Here is a 17,109-nt window from a genome sequence, read left to right as displayed (position 1 = left end):
CGTCGTGGTTGGGGCCGGGCTATCCGTCCCCTGCGACGTCGTGGCGGGCGAAGCCCGGGTCGTCCGGCTGCTGCATGAGGCTGCCTCCTTCTTCCTGTCGTCAGGCCGTCGGGCGTCACGGTGCCGCGCACTGCCTCCGGACTTCCGGAGGCGGCGCGGCGCGCGCAAAATACTTGCCTGGTTTGTTTTTCCGCACGGCCTGGCGGGAGACATCGGCTCCCGATGCGAAGGGCTCGGGGGCGATTGGTCCGCGAGGGAACGTGCAATGGCTATAACCCTAATGTACCCATTATGGGTTCATTAAGCAAGAGGCATGTTCCCAAAAATAATTCTAGCCAAGGTTTGGTTTCTAAGGCATTGTACCCGTATGGGGAACAATCTCAAAACCTTGCGCAACGCCAAGGGCCTGTCGCAGCAAGCGCTGGCCCAGGCAATGGGTACAACCAGGTCCCAGCTCGTGAAGCTGGAGCGGGGCGAGCGGCGCCTGTCGGACATATGGATCGTGCGGGCCGCCGCGGCGCTGAAGGTCGATCCCGGCGACCTGATGTCGAACCGCCTGCATCTCGCCTCCTTCGATCCCGACGAGCACCAGCCCGACGGCTTCTTCGAACCGGAGGCGCCCGAAGCACTGGACCCCGATGCGCCGCCGCGCATTCCCAGCAATGGCATCGTCGAGGTGGACGCCCGCGCCGGCATGGGCGGAGGTGGGCAGGTGGCGCATGCCTATTACCGCGACGGCGACAAGTTCGAGACGCGCGATGCCGTCAAGCCCGATGCCTGGGTGTTCCCGCCCTGGTTCCTACGCGGCATCGGTGCCAAGCCCGGGGAACTTCTGATCATCGAGGCCAAGGGCGATTCCATGCGCCCAACCATCGCGCCGGGAACGCCGCTGATCATCGATACCCGCCATCGCATTCCCTCGCCCGATGGAATCTATGCCATCCGCGATCGCTGGGGCGACATCCAGGCCAAGCGTATCGAAACTTCCAAGATCCTCGGCGACAACGCCATTCGGGTGATCAGCGACAATGGCGGCCACGTCCAGATCGCCCGCAGCGAGGACGAGCTGCAGATCGTCGGCAAGGTCGTCGCCGGCTGGCATTTTTTCTGATTTAGCCCCATTATGGGTTGACAAAATGTACCCATATTGGGAACATTTCTCCCATGCACTGCGGGTCTTGCCCGTGATGGGAGCTGTCAGCCATGTCCGACTATACCCTGGCCTTCGAGGAGCTTCATCTCGTCCGGATCGGCGGCCTGCTGGCCGGACCTCTCGATGGCGCCGCTCACATCGGCTTCGGCCTTTCCCGCACCGCGATGCGTTTCGACAGCCTGAAGCTCAATGTCTGGAACCGCCAGGAGCGCAAGGCCTCTTTCGTCACACTGAGAGAGGACGATCCCTGGTTTGACGAAATCTGCAACGCCCTCATCGTCGATGCCGTTTATGGCGCATTGATCGCCGAGGCCGTGGAAGGGTACTGGCGGCAAAAGCCCAGCGCCTATGATCGCGCCCGTGATCGCCGGGAGGCGGCGTGATGCGCGCCTTCCCCTTGATCCATCCCCTCCCGTTCAGGCGCCCACCGCGTCGAGCCTGGCTTTGAGGTCGGCAACCTGCTCTTCCAGCATGCGCACGCGCTCTTCGAGTTCGGTCAGGGCCGAAGAGGATGGCGCGGCGGCGCGAGGGGCTGGGCTGGCGATCATGGAGGCCTCGACATCGCCCGAAAGCAGATGGGCGAAGCGGTCCTCGCGTTGGCCGGGCGCACGACCGATCTCCTTGACCAGAGGCGGGCGGGCGCTGGCGAGCAGATCGAGCTCCTGTTTGAGGTCGTCGACCGAGCCGAAGCTCGCCATGCGGTCGGTTCGGCTCTGCAACTCGTTCAGGGTCTGCGGCCCGCGCAGCAGCATCACCGCCAGCAGGGCCGATTGCTGCTTGGTCAGGTTGAAGCGCTGGCCGGCGAGATGTTCATAGCGCTCCACGCGTGAGCCGAAGGCGCGGCGCACCAGTCCCTGCTGTTCCAGCGTTGCGAGCGTGTGGCCGATCTCCCCCGCCTCCAGGGCCATCACCGGCTCGCGCGACGTTTTCTGGTTGGCCGCGGCCTGCAGCGCGTTCAGCGTCAGCGGATAGGCATCCGGCGTCAGCAGCTGCTTTTCGATCAGGCAGCCGAAGATGCGGGCTGCCATGGCGTTGAGAAAGGGCGGTTCCTGGGACATGCAAAAAGCAGCCTGTTTGCGCGAAGGTGTTCAGCTTCGAGTGCTACCCGCTTGCCGGCCATAACTCAACTGGGCGGCAACCATTCCTGCCCTCGCGGCTTGCAGGGGAAAGCGCTCTGATCCATACCGGATGTGTGAAATGGCTGCCTCTGCGACGGGTGCAAGGCCGGCAGGGGAGGGCGGCATGAACGGCAAGACGGCACTCATCACGGGCATGACGGGCCAGGACGGCTATTACCTCGCCAGGCTGCTGCTGACGAAGGGTTATCAGGTGCACGGCATCAAGAGGCCGTCCTCCTCCTTCAACACAGCGCGGCTCGACGCGATCTACCAGGACCCGCATGTCGAGGGGCGCCGCCTGCATATCCATTATGCCGACATGCAGGATGGGCAGAGCCTCATCCGTGTCGTCGATGCCGTTGAGCCTGACGAGATCTACAATCTGGCGGCGCAGAGCCATGTGCGTGTCAGCTTCGACATGCCCGAATATACCGCCGACATCGATGCCGTCGGGGCGCTGCGCCTGCTGCAGGCCATCCGCACCCTCAAGCTGGAAAAGCATTGCCGCTTCTACCAGGCTTCCACTTCCGAACTCTATGGCGGCCAGAGCGACCAGCCGCAGGACGAAAGCTCGCCGTTCAATCCGCGCAGCCCCTATGCCATCGCCAAGCTCTATGCCCATTGGACCACGGTGAACCACCGCGAGGCCTATGGCATGCACGCCTCGAATGGCATCCTGTTCAACCATGAAAGCCCGCAGCGCGGCGAGACTTTCGTCAGTCGCAAGATCACCCGGGCGGTGGCGGCGATCGAGGCAGGCCGGCAGGACAGGCTCTATCTCGGCAATCTCGAAGCCCGCCGCGACTGGGGCCATGCCCGCGACTATGTGGAAGGCATGTGGCGCATGCTGCAGCAGGATCAGCCCGATGATTATGTGCTGGCGACGGGCTGCGCCCATTCGGTGCGCGCTTTCGTCGAACTGGCCTTTGCCCATGTCGGCCGTTCGCTCGATTGGGTCGGCGAGGGGGCGCAGACGAGGGGGCTCGACCGTGCCAGCGGGCGTGAACTCGTCGCCATCGATCCGCGCTATTTCCGGCCCACCGAGGTCGATTGCCTCATCGGCAATGCAGCCAAGGCACAGAGCGTACTTGGGTGGCAACATTATACCACTTTCGAGGCGCTGGTGGCGGAGATGATGGCTGCCGATCTCGAAGATGCGCGCGGCAACAATGTGGCGGGATGAAGGCGGAGATCGAGAAGGCTAGGGCCGCGCAGGTTTGAGCCTGTCCTCCTGGGTAAGATACCAGGCATAGGTTTCGGCGATACCTTCCTCGAGCCCGATGCGTGGGCGCCAGCCCAATGCGGCAATTCGTGAAGAGTCCATCAGCTTGCACGGCGTGCCGTCTGGCTTGCTGCGGTCATGCGTGGTGGCGCCGGTATAGCCGACGACGCGCTTTACCGTTTCCAAAAGCTCCAGAATGGTGATGTCCCGTCCGGTCCCGATATTGATCGGCCTTTCGTCGGAATAGTTCGTGGCGAGGTGCACCAAAGCGTCGGCGCAGTCGTCGACATGCAGGAATTCGCGCCGAGGGGTGCCACTGCCCCAGATCTCGATGGAGGGCGCCTCGCGCAGTCTGGCCTCGTGCACCCGCCGGATGAAGGCGGCGAGGACATGGCTCGACGCCAGGTCGAAATTGTCGTGCGGGCCATAGAGATTGCAGGGCATGGCGGCGATGAAGTCGCAGCCATGCTGGCGCCGATAGGCCTGGACCAGCTTGAGACCGGCGATCTTGGCGATCGCATACCATTCATTGGTCGGTTCGAGCGGGCCCGACAGCAACTGGTCCTCGCCAATCGGCTGGGCAGCCTCCCGCGGGTAGATGCAGCTTGAGCCGAGCAGGACGAGCTTGGCCACGCCGGCCCGCGCGGCCGCATGCACGACATTGGTCTCGATGGCGAGATTGTCATAGAGGAAATCAGCCGGAAGGCTGGCATTGGCAAGGATGCCGCCGACCTTGGCGGCGGCGAGGAAGATGACCTCAGGGCGCATGCGCTCGATCCAGGCCTCGGTCACGGCCTGACGCCGGAGGTCGAGCTCGTCCTTGCTCGCCGTCAGCAGGGTGCAGCCCTCGCCCTGCAGCCGCCGCATCAACGCGGCCCCGACCATGCCGCGATGGCCGGCGACCCAGACCCGTTTGCCGTGCAGCGACATCATGGGGATTTCACCTCGGTTCGGTTCCCGCTACCCCTCTATAGCAGGCCCGCCAAAACAAAAACCCGGCACATGGCCGGGTTCTCGTCGAATTCTGGTCGATTAGATCAAAACTTGTAGCTGACGCCGAGCGTTGCCGTGGTCTGGTTCCAGCCAGCCTTGACCCTGCCGTTGGGCGTGTCGTAGCCCTTTTTCTGGAAGTCGGAGTAACGCACCTCGGCGCGGCCGATCCAGTTCTGCGTGAAGGCATATTCGGCGCCCAGACCCACGGTCCAGCCGATATGGGTGTTGTCGTCGCTCGACGCACCGTTCACTCCCCGGTCCGACAGCTTGCCATTGGCGAAGGCAAGGCCACCGGTGGCATAGACCAGCAGATTATCGAAGGCGTAGCCCGCGCGCAGGCGCAGCGAACCCTGCCACTCGCTCTTCATCTGCAGGCGCCCGGTAACGCCTCCGCCCGAATAGCTGTAACGATGGTTGCCCTTGAGATTGGCGTAGTCGATGTCGGCTTCACCGCCTATCACGAACTGGTCGATCTGGTAGTTGTAGCCTGCATGCGCGCCGCCGACGAAGCCGTTCATGTTGAACTTGTCAGCAGCTTGGGGAATTGGCCCGTTCTCGGAGAACAGACGGCTCTGGTTGTCGTCCTCGCGGCCCCAGCCATAACCGGCGTGAACACCGATATAAGGGCCGGACCAATTATAGGGGGTGTAGACGGGAGCCACGGGCTCGACGGCCTGGGGCGCGAGATCGGCAGCGCTGGCTGCACCCGCAAACAGGGCCACGGCCATTACGGTCGGTACGAAAACTGCCTTAAACATCAACGCCCCTCGCTCTTAACCCGGCCCCGCGACTCTATTCGGCACCGAAACATTCCTATATGCGAAGCTATGGGAGAACCGCGATTCCAAGTCAAAGGAATTGCCCGGCATTACGGTCGCCAGCCATATTTTCGCCATGGGATGTGGCAGATCGGTAACAGTATTTGAGTACCGATACCGAATCATACCTCTCATGCACTGGAAAAAGCCCTGGCCAGTCATAGAAATATGGGCACGGAATGCGTTTCCGTGACAGTTCCCCGGAGGAAGCGGTGGGCCGTCGTCGCCGCTGCCCTCTCCTCGATTGACAGCTCCCGATCTTCTACCTACACGTGAATCCATCGGTTTCCAAAATGGCATACCGCCTGCTGCAAGAAACGACGAGGTTTAAGATGGCCGCCACTGCCACCGCTATGAAGCTCAATGCCGCGAACTCGGCTCCGACGGCCTCCGTCAAGAAGGCTGGCGTCCTCGCCGCCCGTGCGCCCTACGAGGCTCCCAAGGTGCTGTCGATGTCCGTCAAGGAAATGTCGACCGACAATGCCTTGTCGATGATGGGCAATACCTGATCGTATCAAGGTTTCGCAGGAGCGGTGTGACCCACCCGTCTCTACTGCATTGTCTATTAGGAGCCTCCGGCGACACGGTCTGTCGTATCGGAGGCTTTGTTTTGTCCAAAGCAATCGGCTTATCAAGATGCATAGCGCGATCACCACATCCGCGGCGATGATCGTGAAGAACGAAGCGCGTTTTCTGCCGGGCTGCCTGGAAACGCTGGCTGAAAAGGTCGACGAGATCGTCATCGTCGATACCGGCTCAACCGACGGCACGATCGAGATCGCCGAAAGCGCCGGTGTGCGGCTGTTGCACCAGGCCTGGCGAGGGGACTTCGCCGGTCCGCGCAATTTCGGCCTCGATCAGGTCCGCACCGACTGGGTGCTCTATATCGATGCCGATGAGCGCCTGGGCCTGCCGCGGGGCGGCCGCCTCGCTGACTATATCGATCCCGAGGCCGTCGCCGGCTTCGTGCGCTTCCAGCCCAAGACCAATTTCACCCGCTATCGCGAATGGCGCTTGTTCCGGGCCGATCCGCGCATCCGCTTTGCCGGCATGATTCATGAGACCATGGTACCCGCCATCAAGGCGGTGAGCCGGCAGGAAGGGTGGCCGGTGGTGCAGACGGATGTCGAGATCGATCATCTGGGCTATGACGGCGACATCTCCCACAAGCATCCGCGCAATCTGGCTTTGCTGGAGCAGGCCTTGCCGCTTGATCCCGACCGGCTGTTCTATTGGCATCATCTGGCGGAGACCTATGCCGGGCTCGGCCGGCTGGAAGAGGCTGAGAATGCCGCCTGGCAAGGCCTCGCGCGGGCCGAAGGGCAGGATGACGACAATAGCAGCGCCACCGCGAGCCTGCTCTATCAATTCCTGGCGCGGACCGAACTGCAGCACGGACGCGATCCGCTTGACCTGATTGCATCCGCGCTGGCGCGCCAACCGGACGACTATGCCCTGCATTTTCTCAGGGGCCGCGCACTCCTGGCGGCTGGTCGGGCCGAGCAGGCGCTTGAGGTCGCTCATTTCCTGCGCGATATCGACCCGGACAGGTTGCCCGATGGCTGGCTCGCCTTCGATCGTGCGCTGTTTACCGACAAGGCCTGTGAGTTGGCGGCGCTCGCCTGCCTTGATCTGCAGCGGCATTCCGAAGCCGGCAAATATTTTGCGGATGCATCGCGCCTTGCTCCCGAGGTGCTGGCCTATCGCGTCAAGGCCGCAGCCTTTGGCGGCGGCTCGCCAGTGAACGTGTGAGAGCCTTCGGATGGAACCGAGCCGCAATCTCGTATTGGTGCATAGCGAAGGCTGGCAGAGCGTGGCTGATTTCGAAGCCATCAAGGGCTTCGTTGAGGAAATAGCGCCCGATATCGAGGTGTTCATCGCTTCCAACGACGCCCCTTCCTCCTATACGCGCAAGAAAGCGGCGTCGCGTCCTGCCCTGATCTTTTCGCCGATTCGACTGCAGCGCTTCAAGCCGGATCGCGGCAGGATTTATCAGGGCCAGCCGATGTCGAAACTGGTCGAAGTGCAGCGGCTGGCTGCGGCCGGCGTGCCGGTGCCGCCCTTCGAGGAGATCGGCCCCGATACGGTGCTCTCGCCCGAGATTTACGGTCCCTTGGCGGTGGTCAAGCCGTCCTACCCCTTCGCCTCCTGGGGCCAGGGCGTCGAGCTCCAGCACAGCGATAAAATTCGCTACAGGCAGCCTGGAGACTATCCCTCTGGCCATCCTGGCCGCCAGGGGCCGATGATCGCGCAGAAATTCGTCGATTGCGGCCATGCCATGACCTGCCGTGTGCTGACTCTGTTCGGCGAGACCATCTTTACCTTCGGGCGCGAATCCACCAGACCGTTGGCGCTCGATCTTACCAAAGAGACCTATGAGGTTGCCGACTTCATGCCGGCGCCGCCCGATGTTTTCGTTTATGCCACCCATGAGCCCGACATCCTGGCCCTGGCTGCCGAGGCCTACCGGGCCATGCCGGAAGTGGCTCTGCAGGCCTGCGACATCCTGCGGGCGCAGACGGGCGAACTCTATATCATCGAGGTCAATCCGGGCGGTGGCACCTGGATGTTTTCCAGCAAGCTGGCGGACCGCTATCGCGAGCGCCTTGGTGTTGAGAGTCTCACCGCCGAATTCGATGCCTTCCGCACCTGTGCCCGCCTGCTGGTGGAGCGCACGCGGGCCGAGGCGGAGTAGGCGGAGGAATTCTTCGAGGGGTATTTGCCCCGTCTACGCTTCCTTCTCGCCGAGTGTGGGACGCACGCGCAGCCAGTGCAGCAGGAGAGCCACGCCGAGGAAGGCGGTTCCGCCGAGATCGGCCAAGGCGTCGGCGGCAAGCAGCAGAGCACCGCCAATGGTGGCCAAGATGCGTTCGAGTGCCTTGGCATGGCGCAGGGCATAGCCTGTCGCGCCTATGGCGAGGCCGACGAGGGCGAGGCAGGAGGTCGCGGTGGTCAGCAGCACCTGCAGCCATTCGCCGAGATCGGAAGGCCAGCCGCCGCTGGGGGTAAGCATGAGCAGGCGCAGGCCGTCCGGCGTCAGGCAGAACATGAAGGGCACCAGGAAGGCAGGCAGCGTGTATTTCCAAGCCTGGATCATGGTGCGGAAGGGCGTTCCGCCGGTGATCGCGGCGGCGGCAAAGGGCGCCAGCGCCGTAGGCGGCGAGACGTCCGCCAGCACCGCGTAATAGAACAGGAACATGTGGGCGGCCGGTTCCGGGACACCGACGCCGGTCAGTGCCGGCACCAGCATCACCGCTGCGATGATGTAGCTCGCCGTAACCGGCACGGCGGTGCCGAGGATCCACATGGCGATGGCCGCGAGGATGATCACCACCACCCGCTCGCCGCCACCGAGCGTGACGATGATCGAGGAGATGGTGAGGCCCAGACCCGTGAGGTTGACCACGGAGACGATGATGCCGGCACAGGCGCAGATCGAGGCGATGCCGAGCACCGAGCGCGAACCGTCGATCAAGGCCTCGATCATCCGCGTCGAGGCCGGGGTCGGTGTGCGCCCGGCGCGCAGGGCCAGCCAGGCTTCCAGCGCGGAGGCGAGCACCGCTGCAGCCATGCCCCAGAACACGCAGACCGAGATGCGCCCGTCGAAGAGATTGACCAAGCCGATCTGCGCCGGCAGGCCGGATTTGCCGAAGCCATAGGCGGCGAGGACGGCGACCACACCGATTGCGAAGGCGCGCGGCGTCACCAGGCGGGAATGCGCGCGGATCATTGACAGGCCGAAGGCGATGGCGATCGACCAGAACACCGCCAGGAAGGAGGTGAAGCCGAGAATGAGAAAGACGGCGATCGCACCCAGGGAGAGGAAGTGATAGCCCTCGCTGCGGGTCAATTGCCACAACGAGGCGTCGGATGTCTTCACCGGCGTGACCTTGAGGCGACGGGCATCCGCCTCCGTCATCAGCCAGCAGGAGAGGTAATAGAGCAGGGTCGGAATGGTGGCGTAGATCAGGATGTCGAGATAATCGACATTGAGATATTCGGCGATGATGAAGGCGGCCGCCCCCAGCGTGGGCGGCGACAGGGTGGCGCCGATTCCGGCTGCCGAGAGCATGCCGCCGGCGACGTTGGGCGTATAGCCCGAGCGGCGCAGCATCGGCCAGGCAAGAGAGGCGATGGTCACGGTGGTGGCGACACCCGAGCCCGAGACGGTGCCGAGCAGGAAGCCCGAGGTCACCACGGCACGGCCGGGCGCTGAGGGCGATGGCTTCTTGCCGAACAGGGCGAAGGCCCAATCGATGAAGAACTTGCCGGCGCCGCCACGCTCCAGCACCGCGCCATAGATGGTGAACAGGATGATGAAGGTGGCGGCGACGTCGAGCGGCGTCGAGAACAAGCCTTCCAGCGTCAAGGCGTTCTGGCCGATGATGCGCTGCAGGGAGAAGCCGCGATGGTCGAAGGGCTCGGGTATCGATGGCCCGAAATAGCAATAGATCAGGAAGATGATGGCGATCGCCGGCAGGATCCAGCCGACGGTGCGGCGGGTTGCCTCCAGTACCAGGAGGATCAGCGCGCCGCCGAGCACCAGTTCTTCCGGCGTCGGGCGCGTGGGTCGGGCCTTGTAGTCCTCGATGGTCAGGCACAGCACCAGCGCCGTGCCGACGCAGAGAGCGACCAGGATCCAGTCGAGCACGCGGGTGGTGATCAAGAGCCGGCTGCGCGTTGCCAGCGGCATCAGGGCAAAGCTGAGACCCACGACAACGAGCTGCAGCGCTGCCGGCAGGCTGCGGGCGAAGATGCCGCTCTGTAGCGCCAAAGCGATGCAGGCGAGGGCGCCGAGAAGCCCGGCCAGCCATTCTTCGATCGAGGCGGCCCGCGGCGCGCGGTCGCGCACCAAAGGGAAGAGGGCGAAGACCAGCGCCAGCACGATGGCCAGGAAGCTGACCCGGTAGATCGTGGTGTTAACGGCGAACTGCGTCCAATAGAGCACATAGGCAGAAAGGCCGAAGAGCGAAAGGCCGGTCACCCGCCCGAGCCAGCCGGAAAGATGCGCGGCCGGGCCGCCCTCATTGTCGGAAGCGAGCCTCTCGAATTCCTCTTCGGTCAGCTCGACCCTGGTTTCGGTTTCACGCATGCTGGTTGCTTTGTGATGGGGCGCAATGCCGGTGAACCCCGCTCCTCGATGGAAGATAGAGGGTGATTAAAGGCTCCAATCTTTGTCATGCCCGAGCTTGACCCGGGCATCCAGCTCTTCCGCCGGCCTCACGTTGAAAGAAAGGCTGGATTGCCGGGTCAAGCCCAGCAATGACAAAGGTCGCGTCTGCTGCTTCAAAGCCAACCCCTCACTTCAAGACGCCCTTGGCCTTGTAATAAGCTTCCGCCGCCGGATGAAAGGGTACCGCCGTCTTGGTCGCTGCCGTGGCAAGGGAGAGCTTGCGCGCTTCCGGGTGGACTTTGTGCACGTCGTCGAGATTGTTGAAGATGCCGTCCAGCATGGTGGTGATCAGGCTGTCCTCGGCCTTGGCCGAGACGATCAGGACATTGGCGATGCCGAGGCCCGGCACGTCGCCGCTCAGGCCGGCATAGGCGTCCTTCTTGAGTAGGAAGGGCCGATAGAGGCCTGGATATTTCTTCTCCACCGCAGCGAGTTCGGCATCGGCAGGGATGAAGCTGATCGGCGGCTGGCCGGTGGTGGCAAGGTCGCGCACCGCCGAGGTCGGCACGCCCCCGATCCAGAAGAAAGCGGAGACCTTGCCATCCTTGAGTGCGCCGACCGATTCGGCGACGCCGAGATTGTCGCGCGTCACGTCCGTCTTGGGATCGAGCCCGGCGGCGAGGAGGACGCGGTCGGCGATCGATTCAGTAGAGGAGCCTGCCGAGCCGATGGAGACGCGCTTACCCTTGAGATCGGCGATGCTGGTGATGCCGGCATCCTTGCCGGCCACCACGTGTAGAAAGGAATCATAGAGCACGGCGAGCACGCGTATGTCCTGCTTGCCGTCCTGCTCATAGGCGCCGAGGCCCTCGACTGCGTCATAGGTGGAATCGAGGGTGGAAAAGCCGAGTTCCGCCTCGCCAGCATGCAGCAGCTTGGCATTGTCGACCGAACCGCCGGTGACCTGCGCGGTCGCCTGCAGGTTCGGGACCTTCTCCGACAGGATCTTGGCCAGGCCCCCGCCATAGGGATAGAACACGCCGCCGGTGCCGCCGGTGGCGATTACCATGCGAATGCGCTTTTGCGCCATTGCAGGCCCCGCGATGGTGGCGAAGGCAAGTCCGGCGCCGGCGGAAAGCAGGTGACGACGGTTGAGGAGCATGGCGGACATGTGGATCTCCCTGGATGATGTTCGTTATGGTTGCATCAGATCATAGGGAGCAATCGTCGATCCGCAAGCATGCCGAGACGCCTTGCCGAAACGCTACGGCAATCGGGAGACTTTTCATGAGGGCGAGAGTAGAGTTCCAGCCGGAGCTTCCTCACGAAGGCCGGCCGCCCTCCCGGGCAATCGACTCGTGGTTGCGCAGCACCAGTTGGCCGAGTCCGTGCTTGGCCGAGAAGCGAGCGAGATTGACTTGGCGCGTGGCGAGCTTGGCTGCGGCGGAGACACTGTCCTCCCGGGCCGAGATGCGCACGGCCCCGCTCAGGGGACCGGAGAACGGTACGCCGGCCGCGAACAGGCGCAAATACCAGTCCCAGTCCCAATAATAGGGCAATTTCTCGTCGAAGGGGCCGAGATTCTGGTGCAGGCTGCGCGGATAGATCACGCCGGAAACCAGCAGGCGGTTGTCGCGACGGATCGCCTGGCTGTCGGCATGGGCGTCGAAGGTGAGTTCGCTGCCGGCATCGGTACGATCGCCCTCGGTGACGATGCAGCCGGATGCATAAAGGAGGCCTCGGTTATCGGCCTTGGCGAGCATGCGCTCGAGGTGGTCCGGCTCGGCCCACCAGTCGCCATCGTCCAGGAAGGCGATGCGCCGGCCGCGCGCTGCTGCGACGCCGAGATTGCGGGCCGGAACCCAGCCGCTGCCACCGGTGAGCAGGGCCTGGAAGCGATCGAGGCCGAGTTCCTCGGCCAGCCGCGCGCCACTGCCGTCGCCGTCATCCACCACGACGAGCTCGAAATCCCGGAAGGATTGAGTCTGCGCCGAAGCCAGCGCCCGTCGCAGAAGGTCGGGGCGGTCCTTGGTGGGAACGATGATGCTGAGTTCGGGCTGGGACATGTCGAATATGGCGCGGGTCGCTACTGAAGGTTGAAAACCCTTCTCCGTTTCGCGGAGAAGGGTTGTTCCCTCCTTGGAGAGCACGATCCGATCAAACTGATCGGATCGTGCTCTCCAAGTTTTTGTTTCAACGCATGATCTTGGCCGAAAAGTCGTGCAACTTTTCTGGATTATGCTCTAGCGGCTGGGCTTGCCCTTGATCAGATGCGGCAGCATGCCCCTGCGCTTGGCCTCGTAGTAATAGCCGCTGGAATAGAGCCGCACAGCCCTGTCCTGGCTGCCGCCGGAGACACGCCAGGCATTGGCAAGATAGGCGGCGCCATAGGTGAGGTTGGTGTCGGCGTCGAACAACCCGGTGGGGCCACCCTGATAGCCCATGCCGCGGGCGGTATCGAGCCGCATCTGCATCAGGCCGAGATAGGGGCCGTTACGTGCGCCGGGATTGAAGCCGCTTTCACGCTTGACCACGCGGCGCAATAGGCTTTCCGGCACATTGTAGCGGGCGGCATGCTTGGTGATGAGGGAATCGACATTGCCGAGGGGCTTGAGATTCAAAGGCTCGGCAGCAGTCTTCTGTATGGCTGCCGGTGCCGCCGCGGGGATGCTGGCGGTCTGGATCTCCGCCTCGTGTGCGGCGGGCGCTGCCTGGCCTGTATCGGCGATGTCGCGCGGGCGGGAGGGCGGCAGAGGGATGACGGCGAGCGTGGTTTCGCCGGCCTTCATCGTCTCGGGAGCCTTGGCAACGGAGATAGCCGCAGTGCCGGAACGCTTGGCGCGCTTTTCGAGCTTGGCCTTGGCCTTGAGGACCGGGCCGGGCGCTTCAACCGCCACGGCCTGCGAGGGGGCCTGGTGTGCCTGCGTCTGCGCCTGTGCCAGACCGGGGAGGGTGAGGAAACCGGCTGTCACACAGCCGGCCAGCGCGAATTTAAGGTTTCTCAAGCGTCTCGTCTCCGCCATCCTCAAGGGCTCGTCCCTCCGTCGTCGACATCGAATTTCACGCCCTGCGCCAGCGGCAGGGTCCGGCCGTAATTGATGGCGCTGGTCTGGCGCCTCATATAGGCCTTCCAGGCGTCCGAGCCACTCTCGCGCCCGCCGCCGGTTTCCTTCTCGCCGCCGAAAGCGCCGCCGATCTCGGCACCCGAGGGGCCCATATTGACATTGGCGATGCCGCAATCAGAACCCTGGGCGGAGACGAAGCGCTCGACCTCGCGCATGTCGGTGGCGAAGATCGAGGAGGACAGGCCCTGCGGCACGCCGTTCTGCAGTGCCAGGGCGTCGTCGAACGCCGAGTACTTCAGCACATAGAGAATCGGGGCGAAGGTTTCGTTAACGACGGGGCCTACCTGCTCCGGCATCTCGACCAGGGCCGGACGGGCGTAATAGGCCTCCTGCGGGCCGGCTTCCGCGACGCGGGCGCCGCCATGCACGGTGCCGCCGGCCTTGCGGGCCTCGTCGAGCGACTTCTGCATGCCGTCGAAGGCGGCCTTGTCGATCAGCGGGCCGACCAGCGATTCGGTGGTGAGGGGATTGCCGACGCTGATGCCGGCGTAGACCTTCTTCAATTTGCCGATGAGGGCGTCATAGACGCTGTCATGCACGATCAGGCGGCGCAGCGAGGTACAGCGCTGGCCGGCGGTGCCCATGGCGGCGAAGGCAATGGCGCGCAAGGCCAGATCGAGATCGGCCGAGGGCGTGACGATGGAGGCATTGTTGCCGCCGAGTTCGAGGATCGAGCGGCCGAAGCGGCGGGCGACGCGCTCGCCGACGATGCGGCCCATCGCGGTGGAGCCGGTGGCCGAGACGACGGGGACGCGCGGATCGTCGACCAACACCTCGCCGACCTCGCGGGCACCGAGGATGAGGGTGAGCAGGCCGTCCGGCACGCCGCCGAAGCGCTTGGCGGCACGGTTGAAGATGGCTTCGACGGCGAGCGCCGTGAGCGGGGTCTTCTCGGAGGGCTTCCACACCACGCTGTCGCCGCAGACGAAGGCCAGTGCCGCGTTCCAGCTCCACACCGCGACCGGGAAGTTGAAGGCGGAGATCACGCCGACCACGCCGGCCGGGTGCCACTGCTCCATCATGCGATGGTCGCCGCGTTCGGTGGCGATGGTGAGGCCGTAGAGCTGGCGCGACAGGCCGGTAGCGAAGTCGCAGATGTCGATCATCTCCTGTACTTCGCCCAGGCCCTCGGAGGCGATCTTGCCGACTTCCAGTGAGACCAGGCGCCCCAACTCGGTCTTGGCGGCGCGCAGCTCCTCACCGAGCAAACGAACCAGTTCGCCGCGTTGCGGACCGGGAACCTTGCGCCAGGCTTCGAAAGCGGCCTGCGCCTTGCCGATGGCGGCCTTGGCTTCAGCCGGACTGTCTTCCTGAACGGCGCCGATGGTCTCGCCGGTAAGGGGGGTGCGAACGGTGCGGGAGCCGCCGGTGAAGCGGTTGGCCGGAACCCCGAGAGCCTCGAGAAGCTGGCGGGTTTCGGCGGCAGGACTGGTCATGATGACTCGCTCAATTCAACGCGATATGGCGACGCTCATACCTTTTTTGGCCGTCGTGGGGAACCCCTTGCACGTCGAGCGGATTCTCAGCTGCTCTCCACGGCGGCATAGACCCTGGAAAAGTCCAGTTTTTCGAGGTCGTTCTCGTGCTGGAGAAATTGCAGATAACCGGCGTCCCAGACGCCGAGACCGAGGGGCATGCAGGAATCGATGGTGAGCAGATGACGCCAGCTACGCGCCGGCGCTAGATCGAGCTTGGCGCGTTCCCGGGCGTTGTAGAGCCACTTCGGATTGACCTCCCGCACCACATAGGCGTCCTCGCGCGGGTCCGAGCCGATGCCGGCGGCGTGGCCGAACAGCTTGCCGAGGATGGGGCTCGCCGTTTTCGGCTCGAGCGACCACATGAAATCCTCGTTGTAGGTGTCGTGCTCGTCCTCGCTCATGTCGCGGGTCACTGTTGAAAAATCCTGCGTGGCCCAGCGCGGGAAGTCGGGGACGGCCACAAATTCGAGGCGGCGCGGCTCGACATCGGCCAACATGTCGTTGGCGAAGGCAATCTCGGTGGGCAGTGCGGCCGGATGCAGGGGCTCCGTGCCGGTGTGAAGCAGGATGCGGTGTTCGACATTGGTCGCCGGTTCGTCGAGGCCGATGAAGACATACAGCATGCCGGTCCGTGGCAATGCGCTGGCGGCGGCGGGGAGCTCGGCGAGGGCTATCTGGAGCGCGAACTCCATGGCCTCGCCCTTGGCCGTGCGTGGCCAGGCCAAGGAGGCCGGCAGGTCCGGCAAGCCGCCAATCCGGCTCTGGCCGGCGTCTCCGGCCCCCGTGCCCAGCAGGATCGCAATGGCGGGCAGCTCATGGGGCAGGATGCGTTCGGCATGGGCGCCGAGGCCAACATTCTCGAGTAATTGGCGGGGAGAGGGGACGGGATCGGGCATGGGAGCTCTCAGGAGGGGATGGTTTGGAAACGTCATACCGTCTGTAGCCGTCGCGAGAAACCTCGGCGCTTCTTCCTCCCAATAGGCTGACATACCCGCGTATTAATCCAACCGTGATGAGTAAAGTGCGGGATATCCTTCCCCGGTTTCGGGGAAGGTGTCGCTGCAGGGCAGCGACGGAAGGGCGCGAATGGCACGGGAAGTGCCTAAATAGTGCCGAACGGCGCCACTCTCCCCCACCCGACCTCGCTACGCGCGGCCACCCTCGCACATCCTGCGTGTCTCACGCCGAAGCTGTGTTCTGCCCGTCGAGGAAGGCCCTGATCCTGTCGCGATCTTCCGGCGTCGGGTTGTAGACCAGCATGCTCAGATCGGGCCGGCCGTCGACGGTAAAGGCCGAATATTCCAGCGTGATCGGGCCGAGCACGGGGTGGCGCAGGCGCTTGACGCCGTCGCCATGGGCGCGGACGTCGTTGTCGCGCCACATCGCCTCGAATTCGGGGCTGAGCCGGCAGAGTTCTTCGATGAGGGGCTCCACTTCCGCCGCCGCACCGGCGCGCGCCGTGTCGGCCCGGAAGGTCGCAACCACGAAGCGAGCCACGCTCTCCCAGTCATATTGCGCGGCGCGCACGTGCGGATCGAGGAACATGAAGCGCAGGACATTGCGCTGATGGGGCGGCAGCGCGCCGTAGTCGGTCAGGATCGCGGCGGCGGCCCGGTTCCAGGCCACGATGTCCCAGGTCGCCGTCTTGACCAGGGCCAGGCTCGGCTCCAACGCGTCGAGTACGCGCTGCAGCCGTGGCGTGACGTCCTCGCCCTTGCGGTAGCGCACTTCGGGTGGGCGGCCGAGGCCGAGTAGGAAGAGGCGCTCGCGCTCGACCTCGGTCAGCAGGAGGGCGCGGGCGATACGGTCGAGCACGTCGGCCGAGGGCGCCCCGCCGCGCCCTTGTTCGAGCCAGGTGTACCAGGTCGGGCTGATATTGGCCCGCTGGGCGACCTCCTCCCGGCGCAGGCCAGGCGTGCGCCGGCGCGCCGGGCCAAAGCCGAAGGCGGCTGGGTCGAGCTTGGCGCGGCGATCCCTCAGATAGCTGCCGAGTCTGATTTCCTGCGTGAGCTGCCCACTCATCCTGTTAGCCATTATAATACGATAAGATCACTACTTTACCAGGATAGCGTAGGCACCGATGCTTGTC

At 64.2% G+C, this 17,109-nt stretch carries 16 protein-coding genes; 6 read left to right on the top strand and 10 right to left on the bottom strand.

The annotated features are described in order from the left end of the window. Positions 1–367 precede the first annotated feature (367 nt). Positions 368–1,111, top strand: a complete 744-nt coding sequence (locus ACZYTC_RS16575) for an XRE family transcriptional regulator (RefSeq protein WP_434959390.1) — start codon at positions 368–370, stop codon at positions 1,109–1,111. Between the two features lie 92 nt (positions 1,112–1,203). Next, on the top strand, positions 1,204–1,536 hold the full coding sequence (locus ACZYTC_RS16570; protein ID WP_434959391.1) for a hypothetical protein: 333 nt from the start codon (positions 1,204–1,206) through the stop codon (positions 1,534–1,536). Between the two features lie 33 nt (positions 1,537–1,569). On the opposite strand, the gene ACZYTC_RS16565 is transcribed toward ACZYTC_RS16570, so the two are convergent. Then, the gene (locus ACZYTC_RS16565) at positions 1,570–2,211 is read right to left on the bottom strand and encodes a YceH family protein (protein WP_488990106.1); all 642 of its coding nucleotides are present in this window, start codon (positions 2,209–2,211) and stop codon (positions 1,570–1,572) included. A 184-nt stretch (positions 2,212–2,395) separates the two neighbouring features. Here ACZYTC_RS16565 and gmd point away from each other — a divergent pair, with 184 nt between their 5' ends. Continuing rightward, positions 2,396–3,454: a GDP-mannose 4,6-dehydratase gene (gene gmd / locus ACZYTC_RS16560; protein ID WP_488990350.1), complete on the top strand. Its 1,059-nt coding sequence runs from the start codon at positions 2,396–2,398 to the stop codon at positions 3,452–3,454. An 18-nt stretch (positions 3,455–3,472) separates the two neighbouring features. On the opposite strand, the gene ACZYTC_RS16555 is transcribed toward gmd, so the two are convergent. Next, positions 3,473–4,426 carry a GDP-L-fucose synthase family protein gene (locus tag ACZYTC_RS16555; protein WP_488990105.1) on the bottom strand — a complete coding sequence of 318 codons (954 nt, stop codon included), beginning with the start codon at positions 4,424–4,426 and terminating at the stop codon, positions 3,473–3,475. Between the two features lie 104 nt (positions 4,427–4,530). Next, the gene (locus ACZYTC_RS16550) at positions 4,531–5,244 is read right to left on the bottom strand and encodes an outer membrane protein (protein WP_434959394.1); all 714 of its coding nucleotides are present in this window, start codon (positions 5,242–5,244) and stop codon (positions 4,531–4,533) included. Between the two features lie 392 nt (positions 5,245–5,636). Here ACZYTC_RS16550 and ACZYTC_RS16545 point away from each other — a divergent pair, with 392 nt between their 5' ends. The 3 genes from ACZYTC_RS16545 to ACZYTC_RS16535 all read left to right on the top strand — a co-directional run bounded on the left by ACZYTC_RS16545 (position 5,637) and on the right by ACZYTC_RS16535 (position 7,999). Next, a complete protein-coding gene (locus ACZYTC_RS16545; protein WP_488990104.1) occupies positions 5,637–5,813 on the top strand; it encodes a hypothetical protein in 177 nt (58 codons plus the stop codon). A gap of 127 nt (positions 5,814–5,940) precedes the next feature. After that, positions 5,941–7,056, top strand: a complete 1,116-nt coding sequence (locus ACZYTC_RS16540) for a glycosyltransferase family 2 protein (RefSeq protein WP_488990103.1) — start codon at positions 5,941–5,943, stop codon at positions 7,054–7,056. A 10-nt stretch (positions 7,057–7,066) separates the two neighbouring features. Further along, positions 7,067–7,999 carry an ATP-grasp domain-containing protein gene (locus tag ACZYTC_RS16535; protein WP_488990102.1) on the top strand — a complete coding sequence of 311 codons (933 nt, stop codon included), beginning with the start codon at positions 7,067–7,069 and terminating at the stop codon, positions 7,997–7,999. Positions 8,000–8,032: 33 nt separating this feature from the next. Here ACZYTC_RS16535 and ACZYTC_RS16530 read toward each other — a convergent pair whose 3' ends face one another. The 7 genes from ACZYTC_RS16530 to ACZYTC_RS16500 all read right to left on the bottom strand — a co-directional run bounded on the left by ACZYTC_RS16530 (position 8,033) and on the right by ACZYTC_RS16500 (position 17,042). Further along, positions 8,033–10,396 carry a TRAP transporter permease gene (locus ACZYTC_RS16530; protein ID WP_488990101.1) on the bottom strand — a complete coding sequence of 788 codons (2,364 nt, stop codon included), beginning with the start codon at positions 10,394–10,396 and terminating at the stop codon, positions 8,033–8,035. A 208-nt stretch (positions 10,397–10,604) separates the two neighbouring features. Continuing rightward, the gene (locus tag ACZYTC_RS16525) at positions 10,605–11,588 is read right to left on the bottom strand and encodes a TAXI family TRAP transporter solute-binding subunit (RefSeq protein WP_434959399.1); all 984 of its coding nucleotides are present in this window, start codon (positions 11,586–11,588) and stop codon (positions 10,605–10,607) included. A 151-nt stretch (positions 11,589–11,739) separates the two neighbouring features. After that, on the bottom strand, positions 11,740–12,483 hold the full coding sequence (locus ACZYTC_RS16520) for a glycosyltransferase family 2 protein (RefSeq protein ID WP_441773399.1): 744 nt from the start codon (positions 12,481–12,483) through the stop codon (positions 11,740–11,742). 177 nt (positions 12,484–12,660) lie between these two features. Further along, positions 12,661–13,422 carry a transglycosylase SLT domain-containing protein gene (locus ACZYTC_RS16515; RefSeq protein WP_488990100.1) on the bottom strand — a complete coding sequence of 254 codons (762 nt, stop codon included), beginning with the start codon at positions 13,420–13,422 and terminating at the stop codon, positions 12,661–12,663. Between the two features lie 20 nt (positions 13,423–13,442). Beyond that, complete coding sequence (gene amaB / locus ACZYTC_RS16510; RefSeq protein ID WP_434959402.1) at positions 13,443–14,978, bottom strand: L-piperidine-6-carboxylate dehydrogenase; 1,536 nt, start codon at positions 14,976–14,978, stop codon at positions 13,443–13,445. Positions 14,979–15,064: 86 nt separating this feature from the next. Further along, complete coding sequence (locus ACZYTC_RS16505; RefSeq protein WP_488990099.1) at positions 15,065–15,916, bottom strand: DUF1963 domain-containing protein; 852 nt, start codon at positions 15,914–15,916, stop codon at positions 15,065–15,067. 283 nt (positions 15,917–16,199) lie between these two features. Then, entirely contained in the window at positions 16,200–17,042 is an 843-nt protein-coding gene (locus tag ACZYTC_RS16500; protein WP_488990098.1) for a helix-turn-helix transcriptional regulator, read from the bottom strand. Positions 17,043–17,109: the final 67 nt, after the last annotated feature.

Source organism: Labrys sp. F242, from assembly GCF_057813875.1.
Note: the sequence above shows the minus strand (reverse complement) of the source record. Positions and strands in the feature narration are given on the sequence as shown.

Excerpts from the sequence above, each read along its gene's own strand:
- ACZYTC_RS16500 (WP_488990098.1), bottom strand. The coding sequence starts at position 17,042 with ATGAGTGGGCAGCTCACGCAGGAAATCAGACTCGGCAGCTATCTGAGG.
- ACZYTC_RS16540 (WP_488990103.1), top strand. The coding sequence starts at position 5,941 with ATGCATAGCGCGATCACCACATCCGCGGCGATGATCGTGAAGAACGAA.
- ACZYTC_RS16565 (WP_488990106.1), bottom strand. The coding sequence starts at position 2,211 with ATGTCCCAGGAACCGCCCTTTCTCAACGCCATGGCAGCCCGCATCTTC.
- ACZYTC_RS16520 (WP_441773399.1), bottom strand. The coding sequence starts at position 12,483 with ATGTCCCAGCCCGAACTCAGCATCATCGTTCCCACCAAGGACCGCCCC.
- amaB (WP_434959402.1), bottom strand. The coding sequence starts at position 14,978 with ATGACCAGTCCTGCCGCCGAAACCCGCCAGCTTCTCGAGGCTCTCGGG.
- ACZYTC_RS16555 (WP_488990105.1), bottom strand. The coding sequence starts at position 4,426 with ATGATGTCGCTGCACGGCAAACGGGTCTGGGTCGCCGGCCATCGCGGC.
- ACZYTC_RS16505 (WP_488990099.1), bottom strand. The coding sequence starts at position 15,916 with ATGCCCGATCCCGTCCCCTCTCCCCGCCAATTACTCGAGAATGTTGGC.
- ACZYTC_RS16535 (WP_488990102.1), top strand. The coding sequence starts at position 7,067 with ATGGAACCGAGCCGCAATCTCGTATTGGTGCATAGCGAAGGCTGGCAG.
- ACZYTC_RS16575 (WP_434959390.1), top strand. The coding sequence starts at position 368 with ATGGGGAACAATCTCAAAACCTTGCGCAACGCCAAGGGCCTGTCGCAG.
- ACZYTC_RS16570 (WP_434959391.1), top strand. The coding sequence starts at position 1,204 with ATGTCCGACTATACCCTGGCCTTCGAGGAGCTTCATCTCGTCCGGATC.
- ACZYTC_RS16525 (WP_434959399.1), bottom strand. The coding sequence starts at position 11,588 with ATGTCCGCCATGCTCCTCAACCGTCGTCACCTGCTTTCCGCCGGCGCC.
- ACZYTC_RS16545 (WP_488990104.1), top strand. The coding sequence starts at position 5,637 with ATGGCCGCCACTGCCACCGCTATGAAGCTCAATGCCGCGAACTCGGCT.
- gmd (WP_488990350.1), top strand. The coding sequence starts at position 2,396 with ATGAACGGCAAGACGGCACTCATCACGGGCATGACGGGCCAGGACGGC.
- ACZYTC_RS16530 (WP_488990101.1), bottom strand. The coding sequence starts at position 10,396 with ATGCGTGAAACCGAAACCAGGGTCGAGCTGACCGAAGAGGAATTCGAG.
- ACZYTC_RS16550 (WP_434959394.1), bottom strand. The coding sequence starts at position 5,244 with ATGTTTAAGGCAGTTTTCGTACCGACCGTAATGGCCGTGGCCCTGTTT.